Source organism: uncultured Marinobacter sp., assembly GCF_947259545.1.
Lineage (GTDB): Bacteria > Pseudomonadota > Gammaproteobacteria > Pseudomonadales > Oleiphilaceae > Marinobacter.
Window position 1 is genome coordinate 1,078,825 of the sequence record NZ_CAMYMK010000002.1, and the last position, 20,452, is coordinate 1,099,276.

The 20,452-nt window shown below is 59.1% G+C and carries 21 protein-coding genes; 13 read left to right on the forward strand and 8 right to left on the reverse strand.

Going from position 1 to position 20,452, the window contains the following annotated elements; genetic code table 11:
* Window positions 1–29 precede the first annotated feature (29 nt).
* The 4 genes from Q0Y21_RS05090 (at window position 30) to Q0Y21_RS05105 (ending at window position 4,394) form a co-directional block, all read left to right on the forward strand.
* Window positions 30–518 (forward strand): chemotaxis protein CheW, encoded by a 489-nt coding sequence (locus Q0Y21_RS05090; RefSeq protein WP_297792186.1) that lies wholly within the window; start codon window positions 30–32, stop codon window positions 516–518.
* A gap of 74 nt (window positions 519–592) precedes the next feature.
* Complete coding sequence (locus Q0Y21_RS05095; RefSeq protein WP_297792188.1) at window positions 593–985, forward strand: DUF2802 domain-containing protein; 393 nt, start codon at window positions 593–595, stop codon at window positions 983–985.
* Between the two features lie 26 nt (window positions 986–1,011).
* On the forward strand, window positions 1,012–3,288 hold the full coding sequence (locus Q0Y21_RS05100; RefSeq protein WP_297792190.1) for an ATPase, T2SS/T4P/T4SS family: 2,277 nt from the start codon (window positions 1,012–1,014) through the stop codon (window positions 3,286–3,288).
* The gene (locus tag Q0Y21_RS05105; protein ID WP_297792192.1) at window positions 3,288–4,394 is read left to right on the forward strand and encodes an AAA family ATPase; all 1,107 of its coding nucleotides are present in this window, start codon (window positions 3,288–3,290) and stop codon (window positions 4,392–4,394) included. Before Q0Y21_RS05100 ends, Q0Y21_RS05105 begins: the two co-directional genes overlap by 1 nt.
* On the opposite strand, the gene Q0Y21_RS05110 is transcribed toward Q0Y21_RS05105, so the two are convergent.
* Together Q0Y21_RS05110 and Q0Y21_RS05115 are read right to left on the reverse strand one after the other, a co-directional pair.
* Complete coding sequence (locus tag Q0Y21_RS05110) at window positions 4,385–4,705, reverse strand: EscU/YscU/HrcU family type III secretion system export apparatus switch protein (protein WP_297792194.1); 321 nt, start codon at window positions 4,703–4,705, stop codon at window positions 4,385–4,387. The genes Q0Y21_RS05105 and Q0Y21_RS05110 overlap by 10 nt on opposite strands.
* On the reverse strand, window positions 4,702–6,051 hold the full coding sequence (locus tag Q0Y21_RS05115; protein WP_297792196.1) for a flagellar hook-length control protein FliK: 1,350 nt from the start codon (window positions 6,049–6,051) through the stop codon (window positions 4,702–4,704). The genes Q0Y21_RS05110 and Q0Y21_RS05115 overlap by 4 nt, the downstream gene beginning before the upstream one ends.
* A gap of 182 nt (window positions 6,052–6,233) precedes the next feature.
* Here Q0Y21_RS05115 and ccmA point away from each other — a divergent pair, with 182 nt between their 5' ends.
* Genes ccmA through ccmI form a run of 9 tightly spaced genes read left to right on the forward strand, consistent with a single transcriptional unit; the run spans window position 6,234 to window position 13,457 of the window.
* Window positions 6,234–6,866, forward strand: coding sequence for a cytochrome c biogenesis heme-transporting ATPase CcmA (gene ccmA, locus Q0Y21_RS05120; protein ID WP_297792198.1), 633 nt, complete (start codon window positions 6,234–6,236; stop codon window positions 6,864–6,866).
* Entirely contained in the window at window positions 6,856–7,581 is a 726-nt protein-coding gene (ccmB, locus tag Q0Y21_RS05125; RefSeq protein WP_297792200.1) for a heme exporter protein CcmB, read from the forward strand. The genes ccmA and ccmB overlap by 11 nt, the downstream gene beginning before the upstream one ends.
* 35 nt (window positions 7,582–7,616) lie before the next feature.
* Window positions 7,617–8,360 carry a heme ABC transporter permease CcmC gene (gene ccmC, locus Q0Y21_RS05130; protein ID WP_297792202.1) on the forward strand — a complete coding sequence of 248 codons (744 nt, stop codon included), beginning with the start codon at window positions 7,617–7,619 and terminating at the stop codon, window positions 8,358–8,360.
* Between the two features lie 4 nt (window positions 8,361–8,364).
* Window positions 8,365–8,604, forward strand: coding sequence for a heme exporter protein CcmD (ccmD, locus tag Q0Y21_RS05135; RefSeq protein ID WP_297792203.1), 240 nt, complete (start codon window positions 8,365–8,367; stop codon window positions 8,602–8,604).
* Window positions 8,605–8,618: 14 nt separating this feature from the next.
* Window positions 8,619–9,092: a cytochrome c maturation protein CcmE gene (gene ccmE, locus Q0Y21_RS05140; protein ID WP_297792205.1), complete on the forward strand. Its 474-nt coding sequence runs from the start codon at window positions 8,619–8,621 to the stop codon at window positions 9,090–9,092.
* A 35-nt stretch (window positions 9,093–9,127) separates the two neighbouring features.
* Entirely contained in the window at window positions 9,128–11,122 is a 1,995-nt protein-coding gene (locus Q0Y21_RS05145) for a heme lyase CcmF/NrfE family subunit (RefSeq protein ID WP_297792207.1), read from the forward strand.
* Complete coding sequence (locus tag Q0Y21_RS05150; RefSeq protein ID WP_297792208.1) at window positions 11,119–11,658, forward strand: DsbE family thiol:disulfide interchange protein; 540 nt, start codon at window positions 11,119–11,121, stop codon at window positions 11,656–11,658. Before Q0Y21_RS05145 ends, Q0Y21_RS05150 begins: the two co-directional genes overlap by 4 nt.
* A complete protein-coding gene (locus tag Q0Y21_RS05155) occupies window positions 11,655–12,128 on the forward strand; it encodes a cytochrome c-type biogenesis protein (protein ID WP_297792210.1) in 474 nt (157 codons plus the stop codon). The genes Q0Y21_RS05150 and Q0Y21_RS05155 overlap by 4 nt, the downstream gene beginning before the upstream one ends.
* Window positions 12,129–12,179: 51 nt before the next feature.
* Window positions 12,180–13,457 carry a c-type cytochrome biogenesis protein CcmI gene (gene ccmI / locus Q0Y21_RS05160; RefSeq protein ID WP_297792212.1) on the forward strand — a complete coding sequence of 426 codons (1,278 nt, stop codon included), beginning with the start codon at window positions 12,180–12,182 and terminating at the stop codon, window positions 13,455–13,457.
* A gap of 27 nt (window positions 13,458–13,484) precedes the next feature.
* On the opposite strand, the gene Q0Y21_RS05165 is transcribed toward ccmI, so the two are convergent.
* From Q0Y21_RS05165 to Q0Y21_RS05190, 6 genes are read right to left on the reverse strand one after another with little or no spacing between them, the layout of a single operon-like run.
* On the reverse strand, window positions 13,485–15,218 hold the full coding sequence (locus Q0Y21_RS05165) for a BatD family protein (RefSeq protein WP_297792213.1): 1,734 nt from the start codon (window positions 15,216–15,218) through the stop codon (window positions 13,485–13,487).
* Window positions 15,212–17,005 (reverse strand): VWA domain-containing protein, encoded by a 1,794-nt coding sequence (locus tag Q0Y21_RS05170; protein WP_297792214.1) that lies wholly within the window; start codon window positions 17,003–17,005, stop codon window positions 15,212–15,214. The genes Q0Y21_RS05165 and Q0Y21_RS05170 overlap by 7 nt, the downstream gene beginning before the upstream one ends.
* Window positions 16,998–18,008, reverse strand: a complete 1,011-nt coding sequence (locus Q0Y21_RS05175; protein ID WP_297792216.1) for a VWA domain-containing protein — start codon at window positions 18,006–18,008, stop codon at window positions 16,998–17,000. Before Q0Y21_RS05175 ends, Q0Y21_RS05170 begins: the two co-directional genes overlap by 8 nt.
* Entirely contained in the window at window positions 18,002–18,472 is a 471-nt protein-coding gene (locus Q0Y21_RS05180; protein ID WP_297792218.1) for a DUF4381 domain-containing protein, read from the reverse strand. The genes Q0Y21_RS05175 and Q0Y21_RS05180 overlap by 7 nt, the downstream gene beginning before the upstream one ends.
* A complete protein-coding gene (locus tag Q0Y21_RS05185; RefSeq protein WP_297792220.1) occupies window positions 18,469–19,416 on the reverse strand; it encodes a DUF58 domain-containing protein in 948 nt (315 codons plus the stop codon). The genes Q0Y21_RS05180 and Q0Y21_RS05185 overlap by 4 nt, the downstream gene beginning before the upstream one ends.
* Before the next feature lie 9 nt (window positions 19,417–19,425).
* Complete coding sequence (locus Q0Y21_RS05190; RefSeq protein ID WP_297792222.1) at window positions 19,426–20,388, reverse strand: MoxR family ATPase; 963 nt, start codon at window positions 20,386–20,388, stop codon at window positions 19,426–19,428.
* Window positions 20,389–20,452 lie beyond the last annotated feature (64 nt).

Sequence of the window (20,452 nt, forward strand, 5' to 3'; positions counted from 1 at the left end):
CCGGGCAGCCACAGAGGAGATTCAACGCTATGGCATCCCCGAGCGGACAGCAAAATCAGGCCCAGGACGATCAGGTACTGCAGTACGTGACCTTCCGGCTGGATGACGAGACCTACGGTCTGAATGTCATGCAGATCCAGGAGGTGTTGAGATACACCGAAATCGCGCCGGTTCCCGGAGCGCCGGATTATGTACTCGGCATCATAAATCTGCGGGGCAACGTGGTTACGGTGATCGACACCCGTCGCCGCTTTGGTCTGGCGGATTCGGAGGTGACCGACGCGACACGGATCGTGGTGATGGAGTCGGCCAACCAGGTGATGGGTATTCTGGTGGATTCGGTTGCCGAGGTCGTGTACCTGAAAGCCAGCGAAATTGAAACTGCACCGAACGTGGGTAACGAGGAAAGTGCGAAGTTTATCCAGGGCGTGTGCAATAAGGATGGCGAACTGATCATATTGGTCGAGTTCGACAAGATGTTGTCTGACCACGAGTGGGCAGAAATCTCGTCACTGTAATGCCGGACATGGTGTCCGGAGCAAGCTGACATGATGGACGCCCCAGTGGTTCAACTGAGCTGAGGACGTTCATCATGTTTGCAGAGTACTCTTCCCTGATCCCGTGGTTGCTGACGACGGTCGCCTTTGGTCTGGTGGCCGTGCATGCGATCTTTCAAGGTCGCCAGATTCGCCAACTCCGCACTCGACTTAAACAGCGGTGCGACACCCTCGGGCGGGAACTTCATGCCACCGCCAGCGGCAGCATGGGGGTTGGTCAGCGTCTGGTGACGTGTGAGCGACAGCTGCACGAGCTTCGTAGCACCCTGGACGAGATGCGCCAGAACGATCCCCTGCGAATTTCATACGATGAGGCCTCAAGACTGGTTGATCTCGGTGCAGATATCGACGATCTTATGAACACTTGTGGCATTTCCCGTCCCGAAGCCGAACTGGTTTCCGCATTGAGAAAACGGCAGGCCGCATAACCCGGTGATGTTATGGATGCTGTTGCATGAAATATGTCTACCAGAGGGCCCGAGAGGCCCTCGCTGCTGTTCCCCGCCATGAATTTGTAGCCGGTGCCGACCTTGTTCACTCCATTACCGGCCATTCCATTCCCAGAGAAGAGACCGTTCGCCACATCCTGGCGGTCATGCCTGAAGTAGAGCCCGATCAGCGGGTCATGCATGTTGGGGGTGGTTCCGGGTATCTGACAGCAGTGTTTGCGAAGTTGGCCCATCAGGTGGTCTACGTGGACAAGGATGTGCCCGTCGCGGACGCTGCAAGAGACCGTTTTCAGCATCTGGGTTTGCATAACATTGAGGTGATGGCATCGCCACTGGAGGGCGGATTTGAGCTGGACACCCCCTGCGACACCATCGTTTGCACCACGTTCACGGTAAACCGCGACAGTGCAGGGCAGTATCTGGTGGAGGGCGGTCACCTGATCTGTCTGGAGGGCCGTGCCGGCCCGGTGCCAAGCCTGGCCATGTTCGTGCGCACGGCGGGCAAGCTCGAACGTGTGCGAACACTGGGTTGGGTCGATTTTAATCGTAACTCTGAGCAGGTGCTCATTGATCTCGGGATGGTGGATGAGAAGACCCTGGCATCAGCGAAAATTGAAGCTGCCGCAGAGAACCGGCGCCTCCTCGATGTGCTGAGACAAAAGCTGAACCTGGAGGAGACCGAACTGTACCGGTCTCTGGCGAAGCAACGGGGGATGACACTGGTTGATGCGGATCAGCTGTTGCCAAAACTCGAACCGGAACTGTTCCGCCGCTTTTCCCGCACTTTCCTGGACCTTTCCCGACTGATCCCTGTTGCGTCCCACGACGGGGTTTTGACTCTTGTGACTGACGACCCGGATGCCCGTACCGACCAGCTCGAACGCATGAGTCCTGACCAGGAGATCGAATGCCTGCTGGCGACGCCGACGGATTTCCGTCGTCTCTGGTCGTCTCTGGATCTGACCGCCAAAGGGAGCCGCTTTGTCGCGGACCACGCCTCTACGGAAGCGGGGCCTCACTCGAATGATGGCAGTGCACGGAACGATGTTCTGGGAAAAGGGGACGACTCTATCAGTCCCTATCTGGTCTCCGTCTACGAAGCCATTCTGCTGGATGCCGTCAGTGAGAGAGCCAGTGACATTCATATCGAGCAATACGGTGATCGGGTCCGCATTCGGTTGAGGGTCGACGGCGATCTTCACGAACTGCAGCAATACCAATTATCACCGCGGGAGATTAAGGGCGTTATAAACGTCATTAAGCTGCGCGCTGAACTCAATATCGCCGAGCATCGTTTGCCACAAGGGGGGCGCTCCCGTTTACAGCTCGGGAAGGTGAAGTACGACCTGCGAATCCAGACCCAGCCGTCTCTCCATGGTGAGCATGCGATCATTCGCCTGCTGCCCCAGACCGGGCGGGCGATGTCTATCGCGGACCTGGGAATATCTCAGGTAATCGGCGCCCGTTATCAGCGTTTGCTGAACAACCCTGCGGGACTGCTTCTGGTGGTTGGGCCAACGGGGTCGGGCAAATCCACAACCTTGTATGCCGGTTTGCAGAACCTCGCCGACGATGGCCGGCGCAAAGTGATCACCGTTGAGGATCCCATTGAGTACGCCATAGATAATATCCAGCAAACCCGGGTGCGATCAGAGATCGGTTTTGGTTTTGCGGACGCCATGCGGGCGTTTGTGAGGGAAGATCCGGATGTGATTCTGGTCGGTGAGATTCGTGACCATGAGACCGCACTGGAGGCGATTCGGGCCTCACAAACGGGGCATGTGGTGCTTTCGACCCTGCACTGTAACGACGCAGTGGACTCACTGCAGCGGCTCTACGATCTGGGTGTGCATCCGAATTCCATCGCGGGCGAGCTGATGGCGGTGATCGCCCAGCGCCTGGCCAAGCGCATCTGCACTCATTGCCGCCAGCCTGCAGAACCGGATCCGACCATTCTGGCGGAGCTGTTTCCGGAGGGGGCGCCGGCGAACTTCCGTTGTTATGCGGGGCAGGGTTGTGACAATTGCAATGGCAGCGGCACCCATGGCCGGGTGGCCGTGGTTGAGTACATGGAGGTAGAAGCGGATATCCGCAATGCCATTTCCAGCCAGCCCCCCATCGGCGAGTTACGCTGGCGGGCCCTGGATGCCGGGTTGATTACCATGCGTGACAGTGCTCTGGATCATGTTATCGAGGGTATTATCCCCTTATCCGAAGTGCCCCGTATTTTGCCCCGTGAACGCATGGCTCCGGAAATCCGGGGCGGCAGGAGGAGCGTCTGATGGCTGAACGTCCACAATCGACCCGCGGAGCCCAGCGGGATCCGGCCGAGGTCAGTTATGCCGATGAACTGAACCGGTTGATCGAGCAGGATCGTGGCCCCGTGCCGCCAGGCTGGCGTATGTCCCCCCGAGCCGTGGAAGCGTTTGTGCTTGGGGACGAGTCGCTGGGAATTGAGCGTAAGTTTGTGGCCGACCGGGCCATTGTCCGACGAATCGTGGTTTCATTGTGCACTGATCGTGGCTGCCTCCTGGTGGGAGAGCCGGGGACGGCGAAATCCTGGTTGTCCGAGCTGATTGCTGCGGCGGCTTCGGGTAGCTCGACGCTGACATTGCAGGGTGGCGCCGTGAATCAGGTGGGGCAGCTGCTGTACAGCTGGAATGAGGCCATCCTGCGTAGTGAAGGTCCCTGTATTAAAGCCCTGGTGCCCAGTCCCTTGTTGCGCGGCATGATGGAGGGGCGGCTGGTTCGCTTTGAGGAGATCGCCCGGTGTCCGCAGGGGTTGCAGGATGCTTTGCTGTCCGTGCTGTCGGACCGGGTGGTGGTTATCCCGGAACTGGACGGCGACGAGGGCGTAGTGTTTGCCCGCGAGGGCTTTAACGTTCTGGCCACCTCAAACAGCGTTGACGAGGGTGTCCACGTGATGAGTGCGGCTTTGAAAAGGCGTATGGACTTTGAAGAGATCCGGCCTATCCGTCGTGTTGAGGACGAAATGGAGGTGGTGCTGCGGGAAGTTCAGAAACACAACCTCAAGGCCGGTATCACGGTTGAAGTGGACAAGCGGGTCATCGAGGTTCTGGTGACCATGTTCCATGAGCTGCGCAATGGGCAATCGGTGGACGGGCGCAGCACTGATCGCCTTGCCGGCTCAGCCCTTTCGACGGCGGAGGCGGTCTCGGTCGCTCATGCGGCCAGCCTGAATGCCTGGTACTTCGGTGGTGGCACCATAACGATGGAACACCTGATGCACCATATTGTCGGTTCAGCACTCAAGGATCAGCCGGACGACCGACGGCGCCTGCGCCATTACTTTGAGACCGCTGTGTCACCGCGAGAAGGGGAAAACTGGCGGGAGGCCTGGTCGCTTCGGTCCCTGATTCAGGAGTAAGGGGGGTGCTGACCTCTCGTGCCTGGTTTTCCGGCGTCTTCGGGGGTTTTGCCTTGCAGGTTGAAGGCGAAGGCGAGAATTTCTGCAATGATCTGATAGAGCGTTTCCGGAATTTCCTCGTTCAGCTCCAGTCTTGCCAATATGCTGGCCAGCTCCGGGTTCTCGTAGAGCGGAACATTATGCTCCCTGGCAATACGAATGATTTCTTCGGCCAGCTCATGGGTGCCCGTTGCCGCGATGGTGGGAGCGGTTTTGCCGTCATATTTCAATGCCACGGCGGCAGGGGGTGAATGCTGATCGTCCTGTTTCATGCCTTGGTATCCACCAGTCGATGTTCCAGTCGTGTGGTTGAGCCCTGGGGGCTGCCACGACGGCAGTCCAGATCTGTAACCTCAAGCCCCAGCTCAGACAGGCTCTGACGCAGCGTTGGTAGTTCCTGTTGGACCTGCCTGAGAGTGCTTTGCTTTTCCGCCCAGACTCGGGCGGACACCTGTTCCTGTCGCAAGGCCACGTCAAAGTGCACCGGGCCGGCGTCATCCAGATCCATCGCCAGCGAGAGCCGCCACTCAGCGACACCCGCGGCCCGTTGTTTGCCGGCAGGTTCGCCTTCGGGGTTCTCGTGTTCGATGCGTAGCTGGGCAATCCTGGGTTCGTTCTGGGGCGTCACCCACGGCAACTCCAGAAGCAGGGTAGAGACCGGCGCCGGGGTCTCTGCCGTGGTGCGAGTCGACAGCACCTGACTGTGAAGCTGATTGACGGTAATCCGGTTCAGCATTCCGGCCAGCAGCCGCAGCATCTGGCCCACGGTAGGAGGTTCCGCAGAGGTCTGTGGTGCCGGGGGCGATAGTATGTTGGGAAACTGCAGGGGGGCCTGAACCAACTCCGGCGTAGCCAACGGGGTCAGGCGGTTGAATTGCTCCGGGCCTGCGCTCTGCTCCTTCAACAGGGCTGTTATGATGCGCCCGAGAGCCAGCTTCAGGTCGGGTAGTGCCGGTTCCCGGCTCTGGGCGAGCCGCGCTTCGGCGAACAAACCGCTTTCAGCAATCCACTGCCGGATCTGTTGACCTGCCTCTGTCGCGCCGCCCGGGGCGGCAAGGCTGGTGCTGCCTGGCAGTCGATTAACCAACTGCTCGATTGCCTGGCGCACCGATGGAGCTAATGGCTGAGACTGCTGCGTGGATGGTAATGCCGTTCCGGTTGGTTCTGGTCGGACACCCTGGCTCAGGCCGGAGAGAACGCGTGCCAGGCCACCATCGATGCTTTGTTGCCATGGCAGCCGCTGGGCAAGTGCCCGGGCAATGCCGGCTTCCTGGGCGGGGGCCAGTTTGCCCATCAGTTGCAGCTCATTGCCGGCGCGCATGACCTTGACCCAGTCCCCGGTCTCCAGGGCGGTGTCTCCTATGGCAGCCTGAACGGTGAGGCTGCGCCCCCGTACTTCCAGAATTAATTGCTGCCCGGCCACCTGTTGCCGGTTCACTACCTCCGCTACGCGGGCCAGGGCCGTTTCCCGGTTGGCGAGCTGTAACTGGTCCAGTTGCTGGCGCGCCGAGACGGCGGTAGAAGCCTGCAATTGCGGGTCCCTGGCGGCCCCGCTTGCGGGCCGTCTGGTTTGCTCGCCGGAGGGCGGTGGTGTCGGGTTACCGTTTGGTAATTTCATCGGCGCTGATTTGATTCTCGGCAAGAGTAATCATGACACGGTTTCGTTATAATACGCCGCGCTGGTAACTATTGCCTGTCTGAAATGTCTGAACCCCCGTTAATTCTATCGATCTGATGGGGGCAGAGTTGAATGTCCACAACGCCGGTGTGACCCCGCGTTGTTCCAGATCTGGGGCCCTGATGTCTGAGCCGTTACTACAGGCTGTCAATCTGCAGTGTGAGCGCGACGACCGGATGCTGTTCCGGGATCTCTCTTTCTCCATACTGCCCGGTACTCTGACCCGTGTCGAGGGGCCCAATGGCTCCGGCAAGACAACGCTGCTCAGGATCCTGGCTGGCCTGAACGATGCCTGGTCCGGCGACCTTTTGTGGTTTGGGCAACCCCGCTCATACCAGCGTGAAGAATTCGTGCGCAATATGCTGTATATCGGTCATCGACCCGGGATCAAACCCCTGCTGACGCCGATGGAGAATCTGCGCGCCCTGATGGCTGGCAGGAAGACGGTGAGCGATGACCTGCTGGGGCAGGCATTGGCCGGCACGGGGCTGGCCGGATTCGAGGATGTGCCCTGTCGCCGTCTTTCTGCGGGCCAACAACGTCGGGTGGCGTTGGCGCGATTGCTGATCGCTGATGAGCCGTTGTGGATTCTCGATGAAGTGTTCACCGCGATCGACATTGATGGTGTGGCAGCGTTGGAGACTCTGTTGGTTCAGAGGGCCCGGGATGGCGGAGCGATCGTGGTGACGACACACCACGATCTGCAGTTACCATCAATGCAGCGCATTACCCTGGGAGCCGGCGATGACTTCTGATACCCGGGCCGGGTGGCGTCCTGTCACCGAAGCCGTCGGCAGTGTTCGTGCGATGAAAGCGGTTTTCCTGAGGGATCTTAAAGCCGCGTTCCGGCAGCGGCAGGATCTGCTCAACCCGCTGCTGTTTTTTATCATGGTGGTGACTCTGTTCCCCCTCGGTGTTAGTCCGGAAGTGTCATTTCTGCAGCAGGCGGGTAGCGGTATCCTGTGGGTAGCGGCGTTACTGTCTGTGTTGTTGTCCCTGGACCACCTGTTTCGTCACGACTACGACGACGGCACCCTGGAGCAATTGGTGCTTCAGCCCCAGCCGCTGTTCCTGCTGGTGCTGGCGAAAGTAGCGGCCCACTGGGTGCTGACAGGGTTGCCCCTGGTTCTGCTGGCACCGGTTTTGGGCATAATGGTGCACCTGGACGGGAACTCTATTGGGGTTTTGTGTCTAACGCTGCTGATTGGAACGCCGGTGCTCAGTTTGATCGGAGCCATTGGTGCAGCGTTGACCCTCGGGTTGAGATCGGCGGGTGTGCTGTTGTCGCTGTTGATCATTCCGCTGTACATTCCCGTGCTGATTTTTGGCACCGGCACCGTGGCGGCTGCGGGGGACGGTGCCCCTGTCGGTGGGTATGTAGCGTTAATGGGCGCATTTCTGGTGCTGGCGGTGACGCTGGCACCGTTTGCGTCAGCGGCGGCATTGCGTATCAGTCTGTCAAACGCTTAACAACATGAAAAGCAAAGGTAAAAGGTAGCATCCTGATGTGGCAATTCTTTCATAAGCTGGGGTCGCCGAAATGGTTCTTCGGCATAGCCAACCGGCTGATGCCCTGGCTGTTGTGGGGCGGTGCAGCTCTGCTATTTGCCGGCCTTATCTGGGGGCTGGCGTTTGCCCCTCAGGACTACCTCCAGGGCAATAGTTACCGGATTATCTTCATCCACGTGCCGTCGGCGTTCCTGGCCCAGTCCGTGTATATCATGATGGCGGTGGCAGCGGTGGTTACCCTGGTCTGGCGCATGAAACTGGCGGATGTCTTCGTTAAATCCGTGGCCCCGGTGGGCGCGGTGCTAACCTTCCTGGCCCTGTTTACCGGTGCGGTGTGGGGCAAGCCCACCTGGGGAACCTGGTGGATCTGGGACGCCCGGCTGACGTCCATGCTGATTCTGCTGTTCCTGTATTTTGGTGTTATTGCCCTTGGTGCGGCGATTTCCGACGAGAAATCCTCGGCGCGGGCCGTGGCCGTGCTGGTGCTGGTTGGGGTGGTGAATATACCCATTATCAAGTACTCCGTGGAATGGTGGAATACACTGCACCAGCCCGCCACCTTCAAGCTCACGGAAAAGCCCTCGATGCCTGCGGAAATGTGGGTGCCTTTATTGTTGTCGGTGTTGGGGCTTTACCTGATTTTTGGCTGGTTCGCATGCCTGCGCATGCAGACGGAAATACTGATTCGTGAACGCCGCACCCGCTGGGTAAAAGAGCTGGTGCTGGCAGGTAGGAGCTGACGACATGGCATTTGATTCACTGGCCGCATTTATTGCCATGGAGGGGCATGGCCCCTATGTCTGGACCTGTTATGGGGTGTTCGTCCTCTTTCTGGGCGGTCTGGTGTACTGGTCCCTTCGCCAGCGTCGCCAGGTGATCGCCGCGCAGCGCAGGGAACTGACCCGGAGCGCCGACAGTGGCATGGCTGCGAGCCGGAATGCGCAGGCCGCCAGCTTTACCCGTGTGAAAGTTTCTCAAGACTGAATGGCAGGATAACGATGCACCCGACCCGAAAAAAACGACTGACCATAGTGCTCTTTTTGCTGGCAGGGATTGCCATTGCTGTTGGGCTGACCACCTATGCGCTGCGCCAGAATATTAACCTGTTTTACGACCCCAGCCAGATTGCAGCCGGTGATGCTCCGCAGGATGTGAGAATACGGGCCGGTGGCATGGTAGAAGAAGGTTCCGTGCAGCGGGACCCGGAAAGTCTGAAGGTCGAGTTCAGGGTGACCGACTTCAACTCGTCGGTGCTGGTTGAGTACACCGGCATTCTGCCGGACCTGTTTGCGGAAGGGCAGGGCGTGGTGGCCATGGGTCGGCTGAATGGGAATGGGCGCTTCGTGGCAGACCAGGTATTGGCCAAGCACGATGAGAATTACATGCCGCCGGAAGTGGCCGAGGCCCTTGAGAAGGCATCCGCCGGAGTACACAAAGCCGGTGATAGCAGCGGCTCTGAATCGGCGTACTGACGTAACGACACATTTTTGAAGTTTGGAGAGGTCTGATGTATCCGGAACTCGGACAGTTTGCACTGATACTGGCGCTGCTACTTGCAGTGCTCCTTTCCGTGGTCCCGCTTGTGGGCTCGGTAACCGGTCGTGATACCTTACAGGCGTATGCTCGCCCATTGTCCGCCGGACTGTTCGTGTTCATCGCCATTGCGTTCGGGATTCTCACCCATGCCTTTGTGACCGATGACTTCTCCGTGGCGTACGTCGCCAATAACAGCAACAGCATGCTGCCCTGGTACTACAAGTTCAGCGCGGTCTGGGGTGGCCACGAGGGATCATTGCTGCTGTGGATCCTGATGCTGGCGGGTTGGACGCTGGCAGTTGCGATTTTCAGCCGTCGCCTGCCGTCGGTGATGATCGCCCAGGTACTGTCGGTCATGGGAATCGTCTGCGTGGGGTTCCTGCTGTTTATCATCATGACCTCGAATCCGTTTGATCGTATGCTGCCAAACGTACCGGCGGACGGGGCGGACCTGAACCCGTTGTTGCAGGATTTTGGTCTGATCATTCACCCGCCCATGCTGTACATGGGGTACGTGGGGTTCTCGGTGGCGTTCGCTTTTGCTATCGCCGCGCTGATCAACGGCCGCCTGGATGCGGCATGGGCGCGCTGGTCCCGTCCGTGGACCACCGTTGCCTGGGCATTCCTGTCGCTGGGTATTGCCTTGGGGAGCTGGTGGGCCTATTACGAACTTGGCTGGGGCGGCTGGTGGTTCTGGGACCCGGTAGAGAATGCGTCTCTGCTACCCTGGTTGTCCGGCACGGCGCTGATGCATTCCCTGGCGGTCACTGAGAAGCGGGGTGTATTCAAGAGCTGGACGGTATTGCTGGCTATTGTCACGTTTTCCCTCAGCCTGCTGGGTACCTTCCTGGTGCGCTCAGGCGTTCTGACATCGGTCCACGCCTTTGCTTCTGATCCTGAGCGGGGCACCTTTCTGCTGGCGCTTTTGGGTATCACCATTGTTTCCAGCCTGGCCCTGTACGCCTTCCGTGCACCCGTAGTGCACGTGCGGGCCCGTTATGGTTCCCTGTCCCGTGAGATCTTCCTGCTTCTCAACAATGTGTTGCTGGTGGCCGCAACGTTGCTGGTGATGGTGGGTACGCTGTACCCGCTGGTGCTGGATTACCTGGATATGGGGCGTCTGTCCATTGGTGAGCCGTTCTTTAATCTGACCTTCAGTCCGCTGGCCCTGGCTGCCGGTTTGTTGTTGGGTGCCGGGATTTTTTCGCGCTGGAAGAAAACCGATGGCGGCTGGCTCGGGCGCAAGTTGCTGTGGCCACTGGCTATCAGTGTTGTGGCTACAGCGGCGGTGATGGTGACCTACGGCGAATTCAAGCCCTGGGCGTTTGCTGGCTGTTTTGTCGCCATTTGGGTGACGGTCGCCACGTTCTGGGACCTGTGGGACAAGTCGTCATCCAGAAAGGGGCGATTGCAGGGCCTGAAGCGTCAGTCACGCAGCTATTACGGCATGGTGCTTGGGCACCTCGGCCTGGCCATTACGATGGCCGGTGCCACCGTGGCCTCGAATTACGGTATTGAACGGGACGTGAGAATGGTTCCGGGAGATACCGCGGTCGTTGGGGATTATCAGGTTCTGTTCACGGACATTGGTGAGCGTCGTGGTCAGAACTTTACGGCGCAGTACGGTTCGTTTGACCTCTCTCTTGATGGTCAATATGTGGCAACACTGCACCCTGAGAAGCGTCAGTACCTGGTTCAGCGCAACGTCATGACCGAAGCCGCCATAGATGCAGGATTGTTCCGGGATGTCTTTGTTGCGATTGGCGAACGTATCACTGATGACGCCTGGGCCATCCGCATTCAGTACAAGCCGCTCGTGCGCTGGTTGTGGCTGGGAGCATTGTTTATGGCTGCCGGTGGTTTCCTCGCCATTGCTGATCGCCGTTACCGTATTCGTGAGCGGGCATCTGACAGGCAGGGTGCAGAACCGGGCCGTCGTGGCGATGTAGCAGAGGCGATGTCATGAAGCGTGTCTTTCTGTTTGCTCCGTTAGTTCTGGTTGTTGTTCTTGGTATCGTGCTGTTTGCGGGGATCGGGAAGGACCCGACCCGGCTGGAATCAGCCCTGATCGGCAAGCAGGTCCCGGCGTTCACTCTGGAGGACCTGGACAAGCCCGGGAAGCAGCTGGATGCCGGAGTATTCCGGGGGCAGGTTTCGCTGCTTAATGTCTGGGGTACCTGGTGCCCGGCCTGCCGGGATGAGCACGATGCCCTGCTCTGGCTGGCTCAGGAGCAGGGTGTCCGCATCATCGGTTTGAACTATAAGGACAATCGCGAAGAGGCGCTGGTATGGCTGGACCGTCTTGGTGATCCTTACGAGCTGACGATTTATGACCCCAGAGGCACCCTGGGCTTTGACCTGGGGGTATACGGTGCTCCGGAAACCTATGTTATCGACGCAAACGGCGTGGTTCGTTATCGGCATGTGGGTGTCGTGAATGAGAAGGTCTGGAAAGAGGACCTGGAGCCTCTGGTAAACCAGTACCGGGAGGATGCGTCATGAGGCGGCTGGTTGCCCTGATACTGCTCTCGATGCTGCTGCCTTTGCAGGCGGGCGCTGATGAAGCCAATGTTCAAGGCTTTGACTCACTCCAGGAAGAGCAGCGGTATCGGGATCTCACATCAGAGCTGCGGTGTCCGAAATGCCAGAACCAGAATATTGCGGACTCCAACGCCCCCATCGCAAAGGATATGCGCGACCGGGTGTACCGGATGATGCAGGATGGTGCCTCCAATGAAGACATTGTCGGTGCCCTGGTCGATCGCTTTGGCGAGTTTGTCCGATACAAGCCTGAGGTTGATCGCCGCACCATACTGCTGTGGGCAACGCCAGCCATTGCGGTGGGAGTTGGTCTGCTGGCCGTTGCCGGCATTGTGATCCGCTCCCGTCGCCGCAATGGCCAGAAGACGGTCCTGACCGCTGAAGAGCAGGCCCGGGCCGACAGGCTGCTTTCTGACAAAGACCGGGAATAGACTCTCCGGAACTGACTCTCCGACTCCCCATGGAAACACCACGATCTTCTTATGACTGACACTTTTTGGATTATCGCCGCCGCTCTTATCATCCTGGCCCTGGCGTTCATCGTCTGGCCATTGTTTTCCCATCGGGCGGAAAAGAGGCAGCAGACCGACCTGAGAAACCAGAACCTGATGGCTTATCGGTCCCGGATGGCAGAGCTGGAGAACGAATACCAGGCCGGCATCCTGGATCGGGATAATTACCAGCAGCTCAGGGAAGAGCTGGCGGGCAGTATGCTTGACGATGTGCCCGATGCTGCTCAGCAGGAGGGCAAACCCGCCACCAGGGCGCGGGGGCGCAAAAGTTCCATAGCGATTGCCATTGTCAGTATTGCCGTGATTCCAGCCGCCGCAGTCTTCCTGTATCAGCAGTGGGGAGCGATGGATGACCTGGAACAATATCTGGCGATGCAGGAAATGATTGCCTCGGACGGAGACCGGGTCCAGCAAATGAACCAACTGACAGCCCAGTTACGGGAGCGCCTGGAAGCCAATCCGGACAATGCCGACGGATGGGCCATGCTGGGGCGCAGTTATATGCGCCTGGAACGCTACCAAGACGCGGCCTGGGCATTTGAACGGCTGGCGGAACAGGTCAAGGATGATGATCGGGCCGAAGCAACGGCGTGGGGGCTGTCTGCACAGGCCCTGTTTTTTAACAGTCAGGGAGCCCTGAATGCCGGGGTAACACGTGCCATTGAGAAAGCGCGGGCACTGAACCCTGACGAAGTGAACGCCCTGGGCCTGTTGGGCATATCCTCATTCAGCCAGGGTAACTATGAAGACGCGATAGGCTATTGGGAGCGTATTGTTGAGGCAGCCCCGGACCACCCGCAGCTTGGTTCCATTCGTCAGGGCATCAGCGAAGCTTATCAGCGTCTCGGTCAGGAAGTGCCGGCGAGTGCGACAGCGGCTGTATCCGGCCCTGGGGTAACAGTACGGGTTGAATTGTCGGAGGCGTTTGCGGATGAAGTGCCCGGGGATACAACCCTGTTTGTGTTTGCCCGTAGAGCAGGAAGTCAGGGCTCCGCGCCCCTGGCGGTTGCGCGGTTGAGCGCCGGCGATTTGCCTGCGGAAATACGGCTGGATGACCGTAACGCCATGTCACCGGACAACCGCTTGTCTGACGCTTCGGAAGTGTTACTGGTGGCGCGGTTGTCCCGCTCCGGTAACGCCATGGCCCAGGCAGGCGACTGGCAGGGAGAACTGAATAACCCGGTGGCCGTAAGTGACGATCAGGGCGTGGCGGCCACCCTGGTCATTGATCACCAGTTGCGTAACTGAAAAAGGCCCCTGTTGGGGCCTTTCCTATCACTGGCTGGCCAGCCCTTCGGGGTAAAGAGGAGGCAATCCCTCCTGCGCTTTGGGACGGGCTTGCTTCCCCCTCAGCGCTTTCAGGGCTGCGACCAGCGTGCTGCCATCCCAGTCGGCGGTATGGTCATGCCTGCCAAATAGCCGGCTCTGTAGTGCCTCCAGCTCACAGTTCAACGACTCATCCGCAGCATATCGGCAGACGTCAGCAACGCTGTCGAAATGCTGGCCGTGGAAAAATCGTGTGGCCCATCTGGGTAATAGCGCCAGGGTACGCGGATTGCCTTTCTCTGCAGCCTGACAGAGCTCCCGGAACAGCTCCTTTTCGCCGTTATCCGGAGTGTGCTGTTCAGTGGGTTGAGCCTGGCGTTTCCTGCTGAACCACCAGGCAGCGACCGTCGCCAGCCAACCAAGAGCCAGTATCAGGCTCACCATCGGCCAGAACCAGGAGGTTGATGCCTGTACGGTATTCCTTTCTGTTTCGACCTGGGCTGCTGCGTCCATGTCTTTCTCCGCAGCACTGGTGGTTTGTCCCGAGGAGGTCGTCAGGTCTGGCGATGGACTTACGGACAAGGTTCTCGCCGGTATCACGGCGACCTGTTCTTCATCCGCCTTGGTGTCCCACCAGGGAATCCGGATTTCCGGTAGCAACAGATTGCCGGGCTCGACAGGAACCAGGGCTGTAGTCTGCGTGAGTGTCGATGTGATTCCCTCCCGGTCGCTGCTGGCTGAACGTTCGGGTTGCTCAGGGTAGGTGCGAATACCGGGAACAGCCTGTTCAGGAAACGGTGGCAGAGCTTCCGCCGGTAGTCCCTGAGCGTTCAGTGCCAGGGTTCGGGTCAGGTTCTGACCCGTAGAAAGGCTCTGACTGTCAGGCAGTCCGGACTCGGACAGCTCCAGGTCGCCGGCGGGTAGCCAGGTATCACCGCTAAAGCTGGCAGGAACGTCCTTGACCGGGATATCAAACAGTTTTTCGCTGTCGCGGAGGAACTTCAACTGTCCTTCCGGCGTCCGGGCACGACCCTCGAAGACAATGGTATTGAGGCTGAATTCTCCGGGTTTCTGGGGGTAAATGGCGTAGCGCCGCTCCACCACCCGGAAACGAACACCGTTGCGGTAACGGCTGTATTCCCTCTGTTTGCCAAGGGTTTCGATGATGGCGTTGGGATGTTCAGGTTCCGATAACTCCCCGCGAATCAGGTTGCCGTTGAAGAACAGCCTGATGGTCAGAACCAGCTGCTCCTGGACATAGACCTCGTCCTTGTCGGTGGACAGCTCGATAAAGCTGTCCCGGGATGCCTGCTCCTGATCCGGTGAGGTACCCGCCATCACGTTTATCTGGACCGGTTCGGAGCTGGCGTTCTGGAAGGTCAACGGGGGGATGGTCAGCTTACCGGTTTTTTTGGGGGCCAACTGGTATGTCCAGGTGATTTCACCCACCATTTCGCTGTTGACGGTACGGATACTGTAACGCTGGTTACGACCAACGATCTCGAAATCATCCTCGAGTTTGCTGGTATCAGGAGATGGCAGGTTGGAGATATCCAGGTCAAACAGGTTGCCGAGGTTGATGTCGATCTGCATGCTGCCCCTGACGGTCAGTGTCAGCACCTCACCCTCGTAGAGGCTGGTACGGTCTGGCTCGACCGTCAACTCGCTTTCGGCGTGTGCTGGCCACGCCAGGGTGACGAACATGGTGATCAGAATAAAGGGAATGCTGAGCCGCTTTACCATGGGGTGTCGCCCTCATCGGGTTGTGTATCTCGTTGCTGGTACTGCTGCAGGAACTTCCGTCTTAACAGGCCACCGGGGTCATCCGGGATTCGTCTCAGCCACTGCTCCTGACCCTGGGTGAGGGGCTGTTCCGAAATGTCGGCCGGTGCCTCCCGGTTCTGTTCGGCATTCTCGTCTGAGCCGTCGGTCTGGTTGCGTCCCTGTTGTTGCTGGTCTTGTTGTGTCGACGGCTTCTGGTCCTGATCGCCGCTCTGGTCGCCTTGCTGGCGTTCCTGGTTGTCTTGCTGATCTCCGGATGGCTTGCTCTGCGGATTGTCCTCGCTTTGTTCGCCGGAGCCGCCATTGGACTCCTGTTGTTGCTGTTGGTCCTGTTGTTCACTGTTTTGCTGGTCAGAATCGTTGCCTTCCCCGGAATCGTTTTGCTGCTGTTGTTCCAGCAATTGCTGAACGATGTCGCGGTTAAATTGGGCATCCTCCATGTCCGGTTGAGCCGCCAGGGCCTGATCGTAAGCTTCGATCGCTTTTTTCAGTTTACCCGCCCTGGCCAGCGCATTGCCCCGGTTGTAGTGGGCGCGGGGGCTATCACTCGTGGCAAAGGAATCCACAGCTGCATCATAGTCGCCGGCACGGTACTGGGCGCTGCCTCGCCATTGTGGATGCTGGAGTTTCCTGGACGCTGTTTCAGCATCCCTGGCGATCATTTCAGGTGCCCGTTGGTCCTCCCGTAGCCAGAGTTCGGACCACTCCAGCGCCATGGCCGGTCGCGGTGTGAGCGGCAGCAGTGTCAGCAAGGCCAGCGCCAGTGCGCCCCGGCGCCAGCCAATAAGAACCAGGGGTAATGCGAGCCAGAGTAGCCAGTAGCCATCGTCCTGCCAACGCTCCACCGTCAGGTCCCGTTCGCTTTCCTGCCAGTCTTCAGCGTCTTCGGCCAGAAGCCCGAGGTTGTTTATATCGGTATCGTCGATGGTCAGATGCTGGCTTCTACCGCCATTGCTTTGGGCCAGCTGTTGCAGGGCCGAGGGGCTCGCTTTAGCCATGACAATTTTACCGTTGTCGCGGATGAATCCCTGTTTCGGTAACGGAATTGGCCCACCTTCCGGGGTACCGACGACCAGGGTATTCAGAGCATACCGGCTGTCCTGTAGTTGGCGGGTTATAGCATCCTGATAGCGATCGCTGACATCATCGGTGATCAGCAGCAACCGGCCCTTGCCGGGGGCTCCCTGTTTCAGCAGTTCAAGGCCCTGGCCGACCCCAAGGTCGGCACGATTGCCTGTCGCCGGCATAATCACCGGATCCAACACCTCCAGCATACCGGTAATGGTATTACGGTCATCGGTCAGGGGGCTGACTGAATGGGCGTCGGCGGCATAGACCACCAGGCCTGTCAGGCTGCCTTCCCGCTGCCTGAGGATATCGCGAATCTTGCGCTTCGCCAGGGTCAGGCGGTCCGGCTCCACATCGGTTGCCAGCATGGACAGCGACAGGTCCAGAATGATCACCAGGCTGTCATTCTGCTGTTGCAGTGGCGTCGGTGCCTGACGCCAGGCTGGACCGGCCAGCGCAATTGAGAGAAGCAGTACTGCCATGGTCGCTGGCAATAAGGGTGAACGGGGCTGGGTACCCGATTGGCCAAACCGGCTGATGACAGGGCGCAGCAAGGGCTCCGGAATGATACGGGCCCAGCCGCTGTCGTTGTGACGTGCCTTGCGGTAGAGCAGGGGCATGATCGGGATGGCAAGAAGCAGGAACAGCCACAACGGGCGCAGGAAATGAAAGTCACCCATGGTCGTTCCTCCGTTCATTGCCTGTGGCATTCAACAGCTTGAACAGTTGCAGCAACAGCCACAACAGGACTGCCACAGCGGCTGGCCACACATACAGATCGGTAACAGGACGGTAGTGTTTGCCCTCGAGTTCAATGGGTTCCAGTTGATCAATGTTTTCGTAGATCAGTTCCAGTTCAGGCAGGCTACGGGCGCGAAAGTATTTGCCTCCGGTCTCCTCTGCCATCCGCTGTAGCAGGGCTTCGTCGAGATCCCGGGAGGGGTTTACCTGCCGGGAGCCCAGCAAACCACGCTGGAGCATCGATTCTGCGCCGATGCCGATGGTATAGATGCGCACACCGGTGGCCTTGGCAATTTCGGTGGCCTTGTCCGGGGTAATTTCACCTGCGGTATTGGCGCCATCGGTTAACAGGATGACCACGCGCTGTTCCTGGGGACGGTCTCTCAGGCGTTTAACAGCCAGCCCGATGGCATCACCGATGGCGGTGGCGCGGCCGGCCATGCCGATACCGGATTCGTGCAGCAAGGTTCTCACGGTTGCCAGATCAAAGGTCAGAGGGGCCTGGATATAAGGCTCAGTACCAAAGAGTAAAAGCCCCAGACGGTCGCCTTCGCGCCGCTGGATAAAGTCGTCCACCACCCGCTTGACAGCCTGCAGGCGATTGATGCCACGCCCCTGGATGATCATGTCCTGCTCATCCATGCTGGGGGAGATATCCACTGCCAGCAGCAGGTCCCGGCCGCTGACAGGTAGCTGGACGGGATCGCCTACGTGCTGGGGTCTGGCGGCTGAAATGACCAGCAACACCCACATGACCATCAGTAATGCCAGCTGCCACCAGGGCAGGCGGTTACCGCTTCGGCTGACTCCGGGAAGGTCGGACAACCAGTGGCCAACGGGAAGAACCGGCGCCTCAACCGACTGTCCGGTACGTCGCCCGAGCCTTACTAGCAGCGGTACAAGGACCAGTATCAGGACCCAGGGGTAAGCGAGGCTCAGCATTTTTGCCCCTCCAGCCAGGAGCGGGCAAACGTCAGCGCCTGTTCAGGTCTGACTCTCGCTTCCGGTTGCCAGCTACTGTTAATCATGGCCTCCACAATGGGACGAGACGCCTCCCGCTCATCCGGGCTGGTTTTCAGCAGGAAGTCCGCCCATTTGGAGCCGGTCATCGCCTCGGGGCGTTCCTCCGGGTAGCGTTCCCGGGCGCATTGTTTGAGCAAGGTGTTAAGCCGAGCAAACCATGGTGGTTCCGGCGAGGCACGCCGAGCCAGCTGATTCAACTCCCTGCGAGCGATTCTCAGCCAGCGGTTTTTCCTCCGTTTGCGATGGATGAACAGAGCAATAGCGACCAACAGCGCGACAAATAGTGCAAAGAGAATCCACCACCCCGGCGCCGGGGGCCAGAAGCCGCCAGTTTGGGGTAAGTGAATGTCCCTGAGTTGGCTTAGCGGGTCCTGTTCCATCATCCGATTCGCCCCCGTGGCCCCAGCTGGGACTGGAGAACAACTGCAGGCTCGTCATTTGTCATCACCGTGGCAGGGACAATACCCGAGGTACGAAAGCAATCCGCCAGTTCTGCTTCGTGGCGTTGCACTTTTTCATGCCAGGCTTGCTGGAATTGCGGGTTGCCGGCATCGAACCACACCGGGCCATCCTCACCGGCGACGGCAAAACGCCCGCTTTCCGGTAAATGGAGTTCCAGAGGATCTGCAATCCGCAGCGCGCTGACGGAATTGTGTCTGGCAAGGGCGCCGAGCAGCTGCGAGGTTTCCCGGCTGATGGAGAGAAAATCGCTGAGCACGAAAATTCGACTGCCGGTATGGGCTACCCGCCGGGCTTCCCGCAGAGCAGTATCGAGATTGGCGGTCAACGAAGAAACTTGAAGATCCCGGGGACTGGCCGCTTCAGGCGTTTTCTGCTGTTTCGCCAGGGTGTCGAGTAATTGCAGCACTGATTTCTTGCGTCGGGCTGGGCGCAGTACGGTCAGTTCCCGGCCATTGAACACGATGCCGCCCACCTGGTCACCTGACCAGAGCGCCAGCCACGAGAGGATGCCGGCAAGCTGGGCGCAACGCACCTGCTTGTAGGCGCCGGTGCTGGCAAAGAACAGGCTTGGGCCCAGATCGCACAACAGCAGGACCGGACGTTCACGCTCTTCCTCGTAGAGCTTGGTGTGAGGGGACTGACGCCGCGCGGTGACCCGCCAGTCGATACTGCGAATATCGTCGCCGGGTTGGTATTGCCGGACCTCGGCAAACGCCATGCCTCTGCCCCGCCTGGGTGACCGCTGCAGTCCCGCCTGTTTACTCCGCACAGGGCGGGCAGCGGGCAGCTTCAGGGCCCGGGCATCGGCCTGAAGTCGGATCAGACCGGGAAGGTCGATATGGGTGACATCGTGCGGTCGATTCATCGGGTGTGATCAGGCAACAACAGGGACATGATCGATCAGTCTTTGAATCACAGCATCGGCGGTCATGCCTTCGGCTTCCGCCTCGAAGGTCAGCAGAATCCGGTGGCGGAGCACATCGAATGCGATGTTGCGAACATCGTCAGGGCTGACATAGTCCCGGCCCTCAAGCCATGCCAGAGCGCGGGCACAGCGATCCAGAGCGATGGTTCCCCGGGGGCTGGCGCCGAACGCGGTCCAGCGTGCGAGCTCCGGGTCCAGCTGTTTGGGGTCACGGGTGGCAAGGACCAGCGCCAGTAAATACTGTTCTACGGGTTCCGCCATGTAGATATCCGCGATATCCCGACGCGCCTGGAATACCTGATCCGCACTCAGGCGGATGGCAGCGGCCGGCTGGCCCTGACGGTAATCGTTGCGAGCCAGATGGAGGATGGCTTTTTCGGCTTCGGCGGACGGGTAGTCAATCACCACATGCATCAGGAAACGGTCTAGCTGGGCTTCCGGCAGCGGGTAGGTGCCTTCCTGTTCAATGGGGTTCTGGGTGGCCATTACCATGAACAGCGGATCGAGGGGGAAGGTGCGCATACCCACACTGACCTGCCGCTCGCCCATCGCCTCCAGCAAGGCGGATTGCACTTTGGCAGGTGCACGGTTGATTTCATCGGCAAGCACAAGGTTGTGAAAGATCGGACCATGCTGGAATTCAAACTGACCGGTTTCGGCGCGATAGATTTCGCTGCCGGTGACATCCGATGGCAGCAGGTCCGGAGTGAACTGGATGCGATGAAAGTCTCCTTCAAGGTGGTCGGCCAGGGCCTTGATGGCGGTGGTCTTGGCAAGACCGGGGGCACCTTCAACCAGTAAGTGCCCGTCAGCAAGCAGGGCAATCAGTAACCGATCCACCAGCTTTTCCTGGCCTATGATCCTTTTCGCTAACTGAGACCGGAGTTCTCTGAACGTATGCTGTAGTGACATGAGCAGTGATTGTTCCTGTTTAACGGCTCTTAACCTGGGTATTTGCCGCAGTTTTCGCATCTGG

Excerpts from the sequence above, each read along its gene's own strand:
- Q0Y21_RS05180 (WP_297792218.1), bottom strand. The coding sequence starts at position 18,472 with ATGATGGAACAGGACCCGCTAAGCCAACTCAGGGACATTCACTTACCC.
- ccmA (WP_297792198.1), top strand. The coding sequence starts at position 6,234 with ATGTCTGAGCCGTTACTACAGGCTGTCAATCTGCAGTGTGAGCGCGAC.
- Q0Y21_RS05190 (WP_297792222.1), bottom strand. The coding sequence starts at position 20,388 with ATGTCACTACAGCATACGTTCAGAGAACTCCGGTCTCAGTTAGCGAAA.
- Q0Y21_RS05100 (WP_297792190.1), top strand. The coding sequence starts at position 1,012 with ATGAAATATGTCTACCAGAGGGCCCGAGAGGCCCTCGCTGCTGTTCCC.
- Q0Y21_RS05185 (WP_297792220.1), bottom strand. The coding sequence starts at position 19,416 with ATGAATCGACCGCACGATGTCACCCATATCGACCTTCCCGGTCTGATC.
- ccmI (WP_297792212.1), top strand. The coding sequence starts at position 12,180 with ATGACTGACACTTTTTGGATTATCGCCGCCGCTCTTATCATCCTGGCC.
- ccmC (WP_297792202.1), top strand. The coding sequence starts at position 7,617 with ATGTGGCAATTCTTTCATAAGCTGGGGTCGCCGAAATGGTTCTTCGGC.
- ccmB (WP_297792200.1), top strand. The coding sequence starts at position 6,856 with ATGACTTCTGATACCCGGGCCGGGTGGCGTCCTGTCACCGAAGCCGTC.
- Q0Y21_RS05155 (WP_297792210.1), top strand. The coding sequence starts at position 11,655 with ATGAGGCGGCTGGTTGCCCTGATACTGCTCTCGATGCTGCTGCCTTTG.
- Q0Y21_RS05110 (WP_297792194.1), bottom strand. The coding sequence starts at position 4,705 with ATGAAACAGGACGATCAGCATTCACCCCCTGCCGCCGTGGCATTGAAA.
- Q0Y21_RS05175 (WP_297792216.1), bottom strand. The coding sequence starts at position 18,008 with ATGCTGAGCCTCGCTTACCCCTGGGTCCTGATACTGGTCCTTGTACCG.
- Q0Y21_RS05090 (WP_297792186.1), top strand. The coding sequence starts at position 30 with ATGGCATCCCCGAGCGGACAGCAAAATCAGGCCCAGGACGATCAGGTA.
- ccmE (WP_297792205.1), top strand. The coding sequence starts at position 8,619 with ATGCACCCGACCCGAAAAAAACGACTGACCATAGTGCTCTTTTTGCTG.
- ccmD (WP_297792203.1), top strand. The coding sequence starts at position 8,365 with ATGGCATTTGATTCACTGGCCGCATTTATTGCCATGGAGGGGCATGGC.
- Q0Y21_RS05115 (WP_297792196.1), bottom strand. The coding sequence starts at position 6,051 with ATGAAATTACCAAACGGTAACCCGACACCACCGCCCTCCGGCGAGCAA.
- Q0Y21_RS05165 (WP_297792213.1), bottom strand. The coding sequence starts at position 15,218 with ATGGTAAAGCGGCTCAGCATTCCCTTTATTCTGATCACCATGTTCGTC.
- Q0Y21_RS05105 (WP_297792192.1), top strand. The coding sequence starts at position 3,288 with ATGGCTGAACGTCCACAATCGACCCGCGGAGCCCAGCGGGATCCGGCC.
- Q0Y21_RS05150 (WP_297792208.1), top strand. The coding sequence starts at position 11,119 with ATGAAGCGTGTCTTTCTGTTTGCTCCGTTAGTTCTGGTTGTTGTTCTT.
- Q0Y21_RS05145 (WP_297792207.1), top strand. The coding sequence starts at position 9,128 with ATGTATCCGGAACTCGGACAGTTTGCACTGATACTGGCGCTGCTACTT.
- Q0Y21_RS05095 (WP_297792188.1), top strand. The coding sequence starts at position 593 with ATGTTTGCAGAGTACTCTTCCCTGATCCCGTGGTTGCTGACGACGGTC.
- Q0Y21_RS05170 (WP_297792214.1), bottom strand. The coding sequence starts at position 17,005 with ATGGGTGACTTTCATTTCCTGCGCCCGTTGTGGCTGTTCCTGCTTCTT.